16 protein-coding genes are annotated in these 12,383 nt (G+C 61.8%); 2 read left to right on the top strand and 14 right to left on the bottom strand.

Going from position 1 to position 12,383, the window contains the following annotated elements; all coding sequences use genetic code 11:
* Positions 1-5: 5 nt before the first annotated feature.
* The gene (locus AC1DD3_RS01530; RefSeq protein WP_476874697.1) at positions 6-806 is read right to left on the bottom strand and encodes an alpha/beta hydrolase; all 801 of its coding nucleotides are present in this window, start codon (positions 804-806) and stop codon (positions 6-8) included.
* A 90-nt stretch (positions 807-896) separates the two neighbouring features.
* Positions 897-1,253: an ATP/GTP-binding protein gene (locus AC1DD3_RS01525; protein WP_230116901.1), complete on the bottom strand. Its 357-nt coding sequence runs from the start codon at positions 1,251-1,253 to the stop codon at positions 897-899.
* Between the two features lie 94 nt (positions 1,254-1,347).
* Here AC1DD3_RS01525 and nucS point away from each other — a divergent pair, with 94 nt between their 5' ends.
* Together nucS and AC1DD3_RS01515 are read left to right on the top strand one after the other, a co-directional pair.
* Positions 1,348-2,043, top strand: a complete 696-nt coding sequence (nucS, locus tag AC1DD3_RS01520) for an endonuclease NucS (RefSeq protein WP_476874696.1) — start codon at positions 1,348-1,350, stop codon at positions 2,041-2,043.
* 288 nt (positions 2,044-2,331) lie between these two features.
* Positions 2,332-2,535: a cold-shock protein gene (locus tag AC1DD3_RS01515; RefSeq protein WP_011692441.1), complete on the top strand. Its 204-nt coding sequence runs from the start codon at positions 2,332-2,334 to the stop codon at positions 2,533-2,535.
* Between the two features lie 119 nt (positions 2,536-2,654).
* On the opposite strand, the gene AC1DD3_RS01510 is transcribed toward AC1DD3_RS01515, so the two are convergent.
* The 12 genes from AC1DD3_RS01510 to AC1DD3_RS01455 form a co-directional block, all read right to left on the bottom strand.
* On the bottom strand, positions 2,655-3,086 hold the full coding sequence (locus AC1DD3_RS01510) for a DUF2550 domain-containing protein (protein ID WP_230117050.1): 432 nt from the start codon (positions 3,084-3,086) through the stop codon (positions 2,655-2,657).
* A 10-nt stretch (positions 3,087-3,096) separates the two neighbouring features.
* On the bottom strand, positions 3,097-3,381 hold the full coding sequence (locus AC1DD3_RS01505; protein WP_205653639.1) for a F0F1 ATP synthase subunit epsilon: 285 nt from the start codon (positions 3,379-3,381) through the stop codon (positions 3,097-3,099).
* Position 3,382: 1 nt separating this feature from the next.
* Positions 3,383-4,837, bottom strand: coding sequence for a F0F1 ATP synthase subunit beta (gene atpD, locus AC1DD3_RS01500; protein WP_209743680.1), 1,455 nt, complete (start codon positions 4,835-4,837; stop codon positions 3,383-3,385).
* 83 nt (positions 4,838-4,920) lie between these two features.
* Positions 4,921-5,814, bottom strand: coding sequence for a F0F1 ATP synthase subunit gamma (locus AC1DD3_RS01495; protein WP_230116903.1), 894 nt, complete (start codon positions 5,812-5,814; stop codon positions 4,921-4,923).
* 76 nt (positions 5,815-5,890) lie between these two features.
* Positions 5,891-7,528 (bottom strand): F0F1 ATP synthase subunit alpha, encoded by a 1,638-nt coding sequence (gene atpA, locus AC1DD3_RS01490; RefSeq protein WP_476880858.1) that lies wholly within the window; start codon positions 7,526-7,528, stop codon positions 5,891-5,893.
* An 83-nt stretch (positions 7,529-7,611) separates the two neighbouring features.
* The gene (locus AC1DD3_RS01485) at positions 7,612-8,439 is read right to left on the bottom strand and encodes a F0F1 ATP synthase subunit delta (protein WP_230116904.1); all 828 of its coding nucleotides are present in this window, start codon (positions 8,437-8,439) and stop codon (positions 7,612-7,614) included.
* A complete protein-coding gene (locus tag AC1DD3_RS01480; RefSeq protein ID WP_230116905.1) occupies positions 8,439-8,990 on the bottom strand; it encodes a F0F1 ATP synthase subunit B in 552 nt (183 codons plus the stop codon). The genes AC1DD3_RS01485 and AC1DD3_RS01480 overlap by 1 nt, the downstream gene beginning before the upstream one ends.
* Before the next feature lie 53 nt (positions 8,991-9,043).
* Entirely contained in the window at positions 9,044-9,262 is a 219-nt protein-coding gene (atpE, locus tag AC1DD3_RS01475; protein WP_003804776.1) for an ATP synthase F0 subunit C, read from the bottom strand.
* A gap of 79 nt (positions 9,263-9,341) precedes the next feature.
* Complete coding sequence (gene atpB / locus AC1DD3_RS01470; RefSeq protein ID WP_230116906.1) at positions 9,342-10,142, bottom strand: F0F1 ATP synthase subunit A; 801 nt, start codon at positions 10,140-10,142, stop codon at positions 9,342-9,344.
* Positions 10,143-10,223: 81 nt separating this feature from the next.
* Positions 10,224-10,562, bottom strand: coding sequence for an AtpZ/AtpI family protein (locus AC1DD3_RS01465; protein ID WP_230116907.1), 339 nt, complete (start codon positions 10,560-10,562; stop codon positions 10,224-10,226).
* A complete protein-coding gene (locus AC1DD3_RS01460; protein WP_476874693.1) occupies positions 10,555-11,040 on the bottom strand; it encodes a hypothetical protein in 486 nt (161 codons plus the stop codon). The genes AC1DD3_RS01465 and AC1DD3_RS01460 overlap by 8 nt, the downstream gene beginning before the upstream one ends.
* A 96-nt stretch (positions 11,041-11,136) precedes the next feature.
* Complete coding sequence (locus AC1DD3_RS01455; RefSeq protein WP_476880808.1) at positions 11,137-12,249, bottom strand: MraY family glycosyltransferase; 1,113 nt, start codon at positions 12,247-12,249, stop codon at positions 11,137-11,139.
* Positions 12,250-12,383 lie beyond the last annotated feature (134 nt).

Raw genomic sequence — 12,383 nt, 5'->3', positions numbered from 1 at the left:
ACCGCCTAAGCGGTCGCCGTCGCCACCGGTCCGTTCCATTCCTGGGGAAGTCCGGCGGCGCCGGAACCGTCGTGCGTCACGTCGTCAACGATCTCATTCAGCACCCGCGCGGCATGCTTCTCCCCCACCCAAAGGTGCTTGGCGCCGTCGACCCCCACTACCCGCGCCTGGGGCACAACGCCGAACCGCTCAGCGGCGGCGGCCGGCCGGAGGTAGTCGTCGTGCTCGGGCACGAGTACGGTGAGTGGCTTGCCCGAAGCCGCCCACTGCTTCAGGTGCACGTCAGTGGCCCGGTGCAGCGGGGGCGACAGGAGCACTGCACCTTCCACCTGCGAGGCCACCGGCTCAACGGCGCCGTACATGAGCGCAAGTTCGGTTCCGAACGACCAACCCACGAGCCAGCGGTTTGGGAGTCCCCTCTCGACGGCGAACCGTACCGCCGCCTCCACGTCATAGCGTTCCCCGATGCCTTCTTCGAACGCGCCCTCGCTGGTGCCCCGCGGCGACGACGTCCCCCGGGTGTTGAAGCGCAGCACTGCTACGCCGGCCAGCGCAGGCAGCCGGTACGAGGCCTTCCGGTAGACGTGGGAGTCCATGAAACCGCCATGCGTGGGCAAAGGATGCAGCGTGATCAGGGTCGCTGTGATCTCCCCCGACTCCGGCACCGCAAGCTCGCCCACGAGCGTCCGGCCGTCCTCGGTATGGATTTCGATGTTTTCGCGGCGGGCGGGCAGCACCGTTGAGGCGCGGATCGCCGCCGCTTCCGACGGCTGGCTGAAAACGTACGACGACGGGTCAAAAGTCATGCGTATCAGCTTAGCTTCCGCCGGGGGCCACTATGCCCCTGCCGGCTCCCCGGCCGCAGCCTGCTGCCGCTTCCGGCCGCTGCCGTCCGGTCAGCGGTAACGGAAGTTGCGCGACGTCCAGCAGTTGGTGTGCCAGTGACGGCGCTCGGACAGGCCCGCCTCGGCACCGAACAGGTGGTCGTCGGCCCACACCACCAGATGGGCCACCCCCGCCTGCACGGCGGTGGAGCAGCCCGGGCAGATGTAGGCTTTCTCGGCATTGCGGGCCGTCATCGTGCGGACGACCCACTCGCCGTCCGGGGCGCTTTCCCGCCGGGCAATGCCTGCCCTGGCCCGCTCGAGGTCAAGCTCGGGGACTGGCCCCGAACCGCGTTTGCCTCCCGCTGCGGGCTTTCCGGACGAGGAACGCCCTGCTGAGGTACGGCGGGGTCGGTTCGAACGCGGCATGCTTCCATTCTGCCCCAGGCGCCGCTACTCCCTTGCCCCGGAACCGCCCGCCCGCGGTGCCCGGTGGTCCTGCCAACGCGGTAGTGTGTACGGCGTGCGTCTTGTCATAGCCCGTTGTTCTGTTGATTATGTTGGCCGGCTCAAAGCCCATCTGCCCCTCGCCACGAGGCTCCTCCTGGTGAAGGCCGACGGCTCTGTGCTGGTCCATTCCGACGGCGGCTCCTACAAGCCGCTGAACTGGATGAGCCCTCCCGCCACGCTGCGCGTCTCGTCACCCGACGAAACAGACGTCGAGGTGGGGGTCGTTGAACAGTGGACCGTCCAGTCCGCCAAGACGGACGACAGGCTGATCATCAACATCCATGAACAGCTCCACGACACGTCCCATGAGCTGGGCCAGGACCCCGGGCTCATCAAGGACGGGGTCGAGGCAGACCTGCAGCGGCTGCTGGCCGAGCAGATCGAAACACTCGGCACGGGTTTCTCGCTCATCCGCCGGGAGTACTTCACGGCAATCGGTCCGGTGGACATCCTGGCACGGGACTCAGACGGTGCCACAGTGGCCATCGAGCTCAAGCGCCGCGGCGACATCGATGGCGTCGAGCAGCTGACCCGGTACCTTGAACTGCTGAACCGTGACCCGCTGCTGGCACCTGTCCGGGGGATTTTCGCCGCGCAGCAGATCAAGCCGCAGGCCCGGGTGCTAGCGAAGGACCGCGGCATCGACTGCATCACGCTGGATTACGACGCCATGCGCGGCGTGGATGACATCGAATCCCGGCTCTTCTGAGGTCCGCCGGACAGGTGTCGCCTCGGTGATCAGGCGTTTACTTGGGATTTGCCCAAATTTTGTCCGATTCTGCGTTTTTCCCGTTGACCAGACCGTACTGTCATGAAATTCTTAGATCAGTCTTTGTGTAGGTGTTTTTTCATGCTCGCAAGACATGTTGCGAGCGCGAAGCTCCTGCAACGCATTTCCGGTCTGACCGGGGCTGCTGCCAGGATTCTTCTCGCGGAGTGACCAAGACCAGTACGAAGTGTGCTGGCCTTAAATTAGTTCCACAATGAGGAGAAATAAATGGCACAGGGAACCGTCAAGTGGTTCAACGCTGAAAAGGGCTTCGGCTTCATCACCCCGGACGACTCCGATGGCGATGTCTTCGTTCACTACTCTGAGATCCAGACGGGTGGCTTCAAGACCCTCGACGAGAACCAGCGCGTTCAGTTCGAGATCGGTCAGGGCGCCAAGGGCCCCCAGGCTACCGGTGTAACACTGGTCTAATCGAGGTTTCTATTCCCTGCGGGGAATCGCCTTGAAAAGAATGATCCTCGGCATTCGTGCCGGGGATCATTTTTTGTGTCACAAATATTTCAGGATCTGAAAGATTCGGAGGGCAGCAGTCAGCGCCACGTTCCAACGCCAATGACCGGGCCGGCTTCAAGCCAGGAAGAAAGGCCGGTATAGGCGTCAAACTTCATGGCCAGGAAAACATCGTGCCCCTCGTACTTCAGCTCCACGATCACGACGTCGGGCGGCACCTTGACCAGCTCGGCCTCGGTGGGCTGGCGCCGCCCCAGCAGTTCCAGGGAACTGCGGGTGAAGCGGTGACGGGGACGGACGCTCAGCGAGAGCAGCTTGAACCACTCCAGCTCATTGTCCTGATAACGACAAACCCCCATCTGCCAGCTCTTTCCAGCCGTGCAAATGGAGGCGTCAACCGTGCCCAGGGCGCGCCGCAGGTTGAAGCGGCGCACCCCGAAAAGGCACAGCGTGAAAATCAGCAACGCAAAGGCGGTTGCTAAGGCGATGAACGGAAAACCAGTAACGTCCATCAAGGTCGTGCTAGCGGATCCCCGCAGTGGCCGCGTCACCCAGCTGGGCGTTGTCAGCAACAATAACCACGCGGTTGTTGTCGACGGAGAAGAATCCGCCGTCAACAACTACAGCGATGCGGTCACCGGAAACCGGCTCAATAGCCATTTCACCTTCGGCCAGAATCGCCAGCAGGGGCGAGTGGCCGGGCAGGATTCCGATTTCACCATCGCTGGTGCGGGCCTTGACCATCTTGGCCGCTCCGGACCACACGAAGTGGTCCGCTGCGACAATCTCAACCTCAAGCTCAGCCATATTACTTGGTCTGTTCCTGGATCTTGGCCCACTGGCGCTCAACGTCATCCAGGCCGCCGACGTTGAAGAACGCCTGCTCTGCGATGTGGTCGAGTTCGCCGTCGCAGATGGCGGTGAAGCCCTCAACGGTGTCCTTGATGGAAACGGTGGAACCTTCGACGCCGGTGAACTGCTTGGCGGTGTAGGTGTTCTGCGACAGGAACTGCTGGATGCGGCGTGCACGCGACACGACGATCTTGTCTTCCTCAGAGAGTTCGTCAACGCCGAGAATGGCGATGATGTCCTGGAGTTCCTTGTTCTTCTGCAGGATCTGCTTCACGCGGACAGCCGTGTTGTAGTGATCCTTGCCGATGTACTGGGGGTCCAGGATTCGGGAGGTCGACGTCAGCGGATCCACTGCCGGGTACAGACCACGGGAGGCGATTTCACGGGAAAGTTCCGTGGTCGCGTCGAGGTGTGCGAAGGTGGTGGCCGGCGCCGGGTCGGTGTAGTCATCTGCGGGAACGTAGATGGCCTGCATCGAGGTGATGGAGTGGCCCTTGGTGGACGTGATGCGCTCCTGGAGGAGACCCATCTCGTCGGCCAGGTTCGGCTGGTAACCCACAGCGGAAGGCATGCGGCCGAGGAGGGTGGAGACCTCGGAACCTGCCTGAGTGAAGCGGAAGATGTTGTCGATGAAGAGCAGCACGTCCTGGTTCTGCACATCGCGGAAGTACTCCGCCATGGTCAGTGCGGACAGCGCCACGCGAAGACGCGTTCCCGGCGGCTCGTCCATCTGGCCGAAGACAAGGGCGGTGTCCTTCAGAACGCCGGCCTCTTCCATTTCAACCCAGAGGTCGTTACCTTCACGCGTACGCTCGCCGACGCCGGCGAAGACCGAGGTGCCACCGAAGTTGCGGGCAACACGGGTGATCATTTCCTGGATCAGCACGGTCTTGCCAACACCGGCGCCACCGAACAGGCCGATCTTTCCACCCTTGATGTACGGGGTGAGGAGGTCGATCACCTTGATGCCGGTTTCCAGCATCTCGGTGGAGCCTTCAAGGGTTGCGAAGGCCGGGGCCTTGCGGTGGATGGCCCAGTGGTCCGAAGCCTGGATCTCGGACTCGTCAACATCCAGCGGCTTGCCGAGGACGTTGAAGATGTGGCCCTTCACGCCGTCGCCGACGGGCACGGTGATGGGCGAGCCGGTGTCCACTACGTTGGTGCCGCGGACGAGTCCGTCGGTAGCCTGCAGGGAGATGGCGCGAATGAGGTTGTCGCCCAGGTGCAGGGCGACCTCGAACGTGATGGTCTTGGTCTCACCGTTGAGAGTAATCTCCGTGGTGAGTGCGTTGTAAATCGAGGGGATTGCGTCAGCCGGGAATTCGACGTCGACAACCGGGCCAATAACACGGGCAATACGGCCGGTGGCACCGGACGTTGCGGCTACGTGTTCGGTAGCGGTGGCAGTCATCTCTCTCACTTCACTCAGTAGATGGCGTGGGGGTTAAGTTTATCTTTGGTGCAGGTATACAGCTGGATCCGGAACCGTACTGGCTAGGACGCATTCAAGGCGTCGGCGCCAGCCACAATTTCGGAAAGCTCCTGCGTAATTTCGGCCTGGCGGGCGGTGTTGCGCAGACGCGTGTACTTCTTGATGAGGTCCGTGGCGTTGTCACCGGCAGACTTCATCGCCCGCTGACGGGCTGCGAGCTCGGAAGCTGCTGCCTGCAACATGGCCGCAAAAATCCGTGATTCGATGTACCTCGGCAGCAGAGCATTGAGGACCTGCTCCGACTCCGGCTCGAACTCATACAAGGGCAGCAGCTCCGATTCGGAGACAGGATGCTCTTCGACGACTTCGAGCGGAAGAAGACGAATGACCGTCGGCTCCTGGGTGACCATGGACTTGAACCGGGTGTAGACAACGTGGATCTCGTCCACGCCGCCCTCTTCGAAGTCGGTCGCGAAATCCTCCAGCAGCGCCGTACCGATTTCCCGGGCGGTCTCAAACTCTGGAGCATCAGTGCCACCGGTCCAGACCCGTCCATAGGGGCGGCCCCGGAAGTCGAAGTACGCCTGTGCCTTGCGGCCGACCAGGTAGGTCGTGACTTCCTTGCCGTCGGCGCGGAGCAGCTCGTTCAGGCCTTCGGCCTGCTTGAGTACGCTCGCCGAATACGAACCTGCCAGTCCACGGTCCGAAGTGATGACCAGGACTGCGGCCCGGCGGATGTTCTCCGGCTCGGTGGTCAGAGGGTGATCGATTTCGCTCTGGCTTGCAACGGCAGAAACGGCGCGGGTGATCGCGTTCGCGTAAGGCAGTGAAGCTGCTACGCGTGCGCGGGCCTTGCCGATGCGCGAGGTAGCGATCAGTTCCATCGCCTTGAAGATCTTGCGCATCGACGTCGTCGAGGCAATCTTCTGGCGGTAGACCCGAATCTGGGCTCCCATACTTATCCTTTCCTAAGATCCCGATGGCCGGGACTGCCGGAACCTTGAAGGGTTCCGGCAGTCCCTGCCAGCGAAACTAGCGCTTCTGCCTGACGATTTTTTCCTGGTCGACCTGGCCCTCGGAGATGGCTTCATGCTCCTCGTGGCCAGCGCCTACCAGATGGTTGTCGCCTTCGCCGAAGAAGCCCTTCTTGAAGTCGACGATCGCGTTCTTCAGCGCCGCGGCGGTGTCATCATCCAGAACGTTGGTCTGAGCCAGCGTGGTGAGGATGGAGGACTTGTGCTTCAGGTGCTCCAGGAACTCGGACTCGAAGCGGCTGATGTCCTCAACCGGAACGTCGTCCAGGTGGCCCTGGGTTCCCGCCCAGATGGACACGACCTGGTCCTCAACCGGGAACGGCGAGTACTGGCCCTGCTTGAGCAGTTCCATCAGGCGCGCACCGCGGGTCAGCTGCTGGCGGGATGCGGCGTCGAGGTCGGACGCAAACATCGCGAACGCCTGCATGTCGCGGTACTGGGCCAGGTCCAGCTTCAAAGTACCGGAGACCTTCTTCATGGACTTGACCTGTGCGGCACCGCCAACGCGTGACACCGAGACACCAACGTCAACAGCAGGACGCTGGTTGGCGTTGAAGAGGTCCGACTGCAGGAAGATCTGGCCATCGGTAATGGAGATCACGTTGGTCGGGATGTACGCCGAGACGTCGTTCGCTTTGGTTTCGATGAGCGGCAGGCCGGTCATCGAGCCGGCGCCGAGCTCGTCGGAGAGCTTGGCACAACGCTCCAGGAGGCGGGAGTGCAAGTAGAAAACGTCGCCCGGGTAGGCTTCGCGTCCCGGCGGGCGACGGAGCAGCAGCGATACTGCACGGTAGGCCTCAGCCTGCTTGGAGAGATCATCGAACACGATGAGGACGTGCTTGCCGCCGTACATCCAGTGCTGGCCGATGGCCGAACCGGCGTAGGGAGCCAGGTACTTGAAGCCGGCCGGGTCGGACGCCGGGGAGGCAACGATCGTGGTGTATTCCAGCGCGCCGTTGTCCTCGAGCGTCTGGCGGATGGCCGCGATGGTGGAAGCCTTCTGGCCGATTGCCACGTATACGCAGCGAACCTGCTTCTTCACGTCACCGGAAGCCCAGTTGGCCTTCTGGTTAATGATGGTGTCGATGGCAATGGCGGACTTGCCGGTCTGGCGGTCACCGATGATCAGCTGGCGCTGGCCACGGCCGATCGGGATCATGGCGTCGATGGCCTTCAGGCCGGTCTGCATCGGCTCGTGCACAGACTTGCGCTGGGTCACGCCGGGTGCCTGGAGTTCCAGGGCACGGGTAGTCTCGGCCCTGATCTCGCCGAGGTCGTCGATGGGAACGCCCAGCGGGTCGACAACGCGGCCAAGGAAGGCGTCGCCAACCGGCACGGACAGAACCTGTCCGGTGCGGTGGACTTCCTGGCCTTCTTCGATCCCGGTGAAGTCACCGAGGATAATGACGCCGATCTCGCGGACGTCGAGGTTCTGGGCGAGGCCCAGGGTGCCGTCTTCGAAGCGAAGCAGCTCGTTCGCCATGACCGAGGGAAGGCCCTCAACACGGGCGATGCCGTCACCTGCGGTTGTTACACGGCCGACCTCTACGCGCTCTGCGTTTCCGGGTTCGTAGGACGCCGCGAACTCGTTCAACGCATTACGGACGTCGTCGGCGTTGATGGTCAATTCGGCCATCTGCAGTCCCTGCTCTCCTGTTTTCGTGATCATCGTTGCTCACGATGACCGGGGTTTCTATCAGTTAAGTTGTGCTTGTCCGGCTAGCCGGCCAGTTGGCGGTGCAGCTCGCCCAGGCGGGTGAGAACAGAAGCGTCGAGCACTTCATCGCCCACCTGTACGCGGATCCCGCCGATCAGCGAAGGATCAACCTTCGTGTTGATCTGGAGCTCGCGCCCGTAAAGGGAGTTCAGCCCAGCATGCAGGCGGCTGGTCTGCGTCTCCGAAAGGGGACGCGAGACGCTGACCGTTGCAATCCAGCGCTGCTGGCGCTTGGCTGCAAGCTCGGCGAAACGGCCGACGAGCCTGGTTGCCTTGATGCCGCGGGGCTGCGACACTGCCTGGCCGATGAGGACCTTTGCTTCCTCGCTTGCGCCAGGAACCACTCTCTGGGCCAGTGCGATCTTTGCTGCGGCGCTGGCCTGCGGTTCAGACAGAGCACGTTGCACCTCGTGGCTGGAAGCCACGGCCTGGTTGAATGAGAAAAGGTCATTCTCAAGTTCTTCCAGCCCGGTGATGCCGGAGGCAGAAACGGCCGACTTGTTTTCTGCAACGGCGATGACCACCGTTGCGGCAAGCGTCTCGAGTGCATCGCCGATGTCTCGCGCCGATGCCCAGCGTGAGCTGGCCAGTCCGGCCGCGATCTCCACAGCTTCAGCGGAGACTTTGCCCCTGAACAGTTGCCTGATCAGCGCCGGCTTTTCCTCACCGCTGCGGGACGGGTCAGTCAGGGCGCGGCGCAAGCCAGCCGAGCTGTCCACCGTTCCCAGGATTCCGAAGAGTTCCTTTGCCAACTGCAGCGATGCAAACGGAAGCTTGGCTTCCAGTTCGGTCAGCGCCTTGGTCAGCGATTCGCTCGATACACCTGCCATTACTTTGCTACACCTGCGTTCTGGTTCTCCAGATCAGCCAGGAAGCGGTCAACGACACGTGCCGCGCGCTCGTCGTCGCTAAGGGACTCGCCAACGATGCGGCCAGCCAGCGTGGTGGCAAGGGTGCCCACCTCTGAGCGCAACGACACAACGGCCGCCTGACGCTCGGATTCGATCTGTACGTGTGCCTGCGCAGTGATACGCGCCGACTCAGCCGCAGCCTTCTCCTTCAGCTCCGCAAGGATCAGGGCGCCTTCGGCACGGGCTTCCTCGCGAATGCGGTTGGCCTCTGCACGTGCGTCGGTGAGCTGCTGCTTGTACTCTTCGAGTGCTGCGGAAGCCTCGGCCTGGGCCTTTTCAGCCTTGGCGATGCCGCCCTCGATGGCCTCGGCACGCTCTGCGAACGTCTTCTCGAACATCGGGACAACAAACTTGACCACGATGAAAAAGAGGACAGCAAAGCCGGCGAGGACGACGCCCATTTCCCAGACATTGGGAACGAGCGGGTTAGCCGCCTCGGCGGTGGCGGCTGAGATGATCAGCTGATTCATTTTTCACCCGTCCTTATCTACTCGGTTCTGAATGTTCGCTTGGTTCTGAAGGTTTACTTGAGAACGAAAGCGAAGACCAGGCCCAGGATGGCGAGGGCTTCAGTCAGCGCAAGGCCGAGGAATGCGATCGGCTGCAGAACGCGCTGTGCTTCCGGCTGACGTGCCACACCGTTGATGTAAGCAGCGAACACGAGACCCACACCGATACCACCGCCGATGGCGGAGAGGCCGTAGCCGATGAGGTTGAGGGAGCCGTTGATGGAGCCTTCCATTTTTCTTCCTTTCAAGATGCCATCTCTGTGGCAGGTTGTTTGGGTTGCTTCATCCCCGTGAGGGGAAGTTTATGGGTGCCTAGTGGCTGTCGGCGTGGAGTGCGCCTTCAATGTAGATCGCCGTCAGCAAGGTGAAGACATAGGCCTGCAGCGCCATTATGAGCGCTTCGAGCATGTACATGGCGATCGCGCCGGCAAGGACGAGAACAGAGGTGCCCTTGAGCAGAACGTTCTCCTGCATGACGAGGTATTCGATTCCTGAACCGGCGATCATGACGATCAGGTGGCCGGCCAGCATGGTGGCAAACAGACGGAGGCTGTGCGTAACCGGACGGACCAGGAAGTTGGAGATGATCTCGATCGGGATAACGATCGGAAGGATGTACACCGGCACTCCGGACGGCACGGTGGCGAGCTTGAAGTACCTCAGGCCGTTCTTCTTGACACCGATGGCGATCCAGGTGATGTACACGATGACGGCCAGCACGTACGCGCCGCCAACATGGGAGAAGCTCGGGAGCTGGATCACGGGGATCGCGCCGTAGATGTTGTTCACCAGGATGAAGAAGAAGAGGCTGAACAGCAGCGGGACGTACTTCATGAAGTCTTTGCCGCCGATGATGTCCTTGGCGATGCTGTTGCGGACGAAGCCATAGGCCATCTCACCCGCGAACTGCAGCTTGCCAGGAACCAGCTGCTGCTTCCGCGCAGCTAGCAGAAAGAATGTAGCGATAATGACGACGGACAGGATTACCAGCAGCATCTGCTTGGAGAATCCGTCTGCCGCACCCCACGGCAGGATTGCCGGCAGGTGCATTTCTTCAATTCCGGGAGGAGTGAACTCTCCTGAATTTTGGGCCGGGAGCGCAAGCGCGATCAACGCGTTTCCTCTCTGCAGTGTCCATCGTTGGGCGTTGGTCGGGTTCCGGCGTGATTCATGTTCGCCCTCCCCCTCGTGAAATTATTTGGCATTACTGTTCCCATCCTCAGACGGGCCGCTGGCTGCACCGCTCCCACCAGCTGGATTTCTCGAACTGGTGAGGCCATGCATATGGGACAGATAGAACCCTCCCGCAGCTCCAAGCAGAGCGCCTACGAGCACAATCCAGCGGGTTCCCCACAGATAATCCAGACCCCACCCTATCAAACTCCAGACGATGATTCCGCCAACAATGTAGCTAAATACGGCGATTCCAGCGTTGTAACCACCGTCACCATTTTCGGCTGACACGCCAGGAGCTCCGGTCCTTTTGCGAGGGTCACCGGACGCATTTTTGTCGGTGTGGTTTCGCCTAGACATCAGGAGTGCCCCTATCGGGCTGGGGGTCGTTATAGATCTGCAGCCGGGCCCTGCTGAAACCATAGATTTCGGCGGCTTGCCACACGACCACGGCGACGACTGCCCCGATGAGGAACCAGCGTCCGTGAAGCCATTCGGGCGCGCCGAGAGCGAAAAGAACCACCGCAAAGCCAATGACTTTGACGAAATACGTCGCTACGAACAGGCCTATGGCACCTGAGGGGTTATTCCTGCCCACAAAGTGCCCGATCAGCAGGCTGATGGCAAAAAATGCCATCACCAGCAGACCGCCGAAGGAACTCGAAAATACGCCGACCCAGCCGTTGAAAATGAGGGCCACAATGCCCGTCAGGATCAGGGATGCTCCGGCAGCGGCCGAGCTGAGTGCCAGCAGGCCGAGCCAGAGGGACCGTGTGGGGCCGGAGACACCAACGGTTCCGTTGCCGGACGGAGGTCCGGACTCGGCGTCGGAGGTCATTCGATCCCAATCGTCAGGCCCAAGGGGTGGATTCTGTGCAGGGAAGACCTGCCCCTGAATTCTACACGAGATAGAAATATTCGGAAAAGCAGCGGTCTACCCCTGGGCATTGGTGCCACGGCGGCTCAAATACGGCCATGCCGTGATGAGCCCCATGGCCAAGGTCGCTACCAGGTCCACGGCAAGGACAATCTGCCAGGGGTAAACGGCGAAGGCAAGGCCGCCGAAGGACAGAACGGCGGTCCACATGTACATCAGCATCACCGCGGTGCGGTGCGAGTATCCGATATCCATCAATTTGTGGTGCAGGTGTCCGCGGTCGGCGGACCAGGGCGAGCGCCCCACGGCCGTGCGCCGCACCACGGCAAGGCAAAGATCCAGCAGGGGAAGGAAAAGCACTGCGAAAGGCAGCAGGATCGGGATGATTGTGGGAATACCGTTCACACGGTCATAAAGCCCGGACGTGATCTGGCCAGTGGAGACGACACCTGCCGAGGCCATGAGCAGGCCAATCAGCATGGCTCCCGAGTCACCCATGAAGATCTTCGACGGGAACCAGTTGTGTGGCAGGAAGCCTGCGCAACTGCCCACAAGGATCGCCGTCAGCAGAGTGGCGAGGTCGGAGAAGTCCGTCAGCGGAGCGTTGCGGTGGACCCAGTAGGCGGTGAGGAAGAAGGCAGCCCCGCCGATGATCGCCACGCCGGCGGCCAGGCCGTCCAGGCCGTCAATGAAGTTGAAGGCGTTCATCGTGGTAACGATGAGACCCGCTGTGAGGAGCACGTTGATGAGGTCCGAGTCGAAGCGTATGGGTTCCGGGACAAACGGAATGATGGTCATCCGGACACCCCAGATGGCCACCACCAGGGCGGCTATGCTCTGCCCGATCAGCTTGATCCACCAGCGCAGGTCGAGGAGGTCGTCGGCCATGCCGACAAGCACGATGACGGCAGCACCGGCGAGGACACCCCACGGCGCCCCGTTGTGGCGAAAGATGTCCTTGACGAAGAACGACTGGCTGGCGACTACGAGTGCGACGAGCACTCCCGCGAAGATCCCCAGTCCGCCGAGCCGCGACACCGGGCTGGAATGCATGTCCCGGCTGCGGATGGGCGTGAACAGTTCAAGCCGGTTGCCGATGAGGCGGGCACCCCAGGTGGCTCCGTAAGAAACCATCGCCGCAGTCAGCATCATGAGCAGGTACATGATCATGGCGTGGCCCCCTCCCCGCGAACGCAGTGCGAAAAGCGTCGGGGTGACCAACCGGCGCCCGGGCAGTCACCGGCCCGCGCATCATGCCGGCGCAGATCGGGGGTTCGGTTCGGGGGACCATGGGGGTTCGTTAG

The sequence above is a fragment of the Arthrobacter sp. 05T444 genome (assembly GCF_056395905.1).
This window is presented reverse-complemented; position numbering and strand designations above follow the sequence as displayed.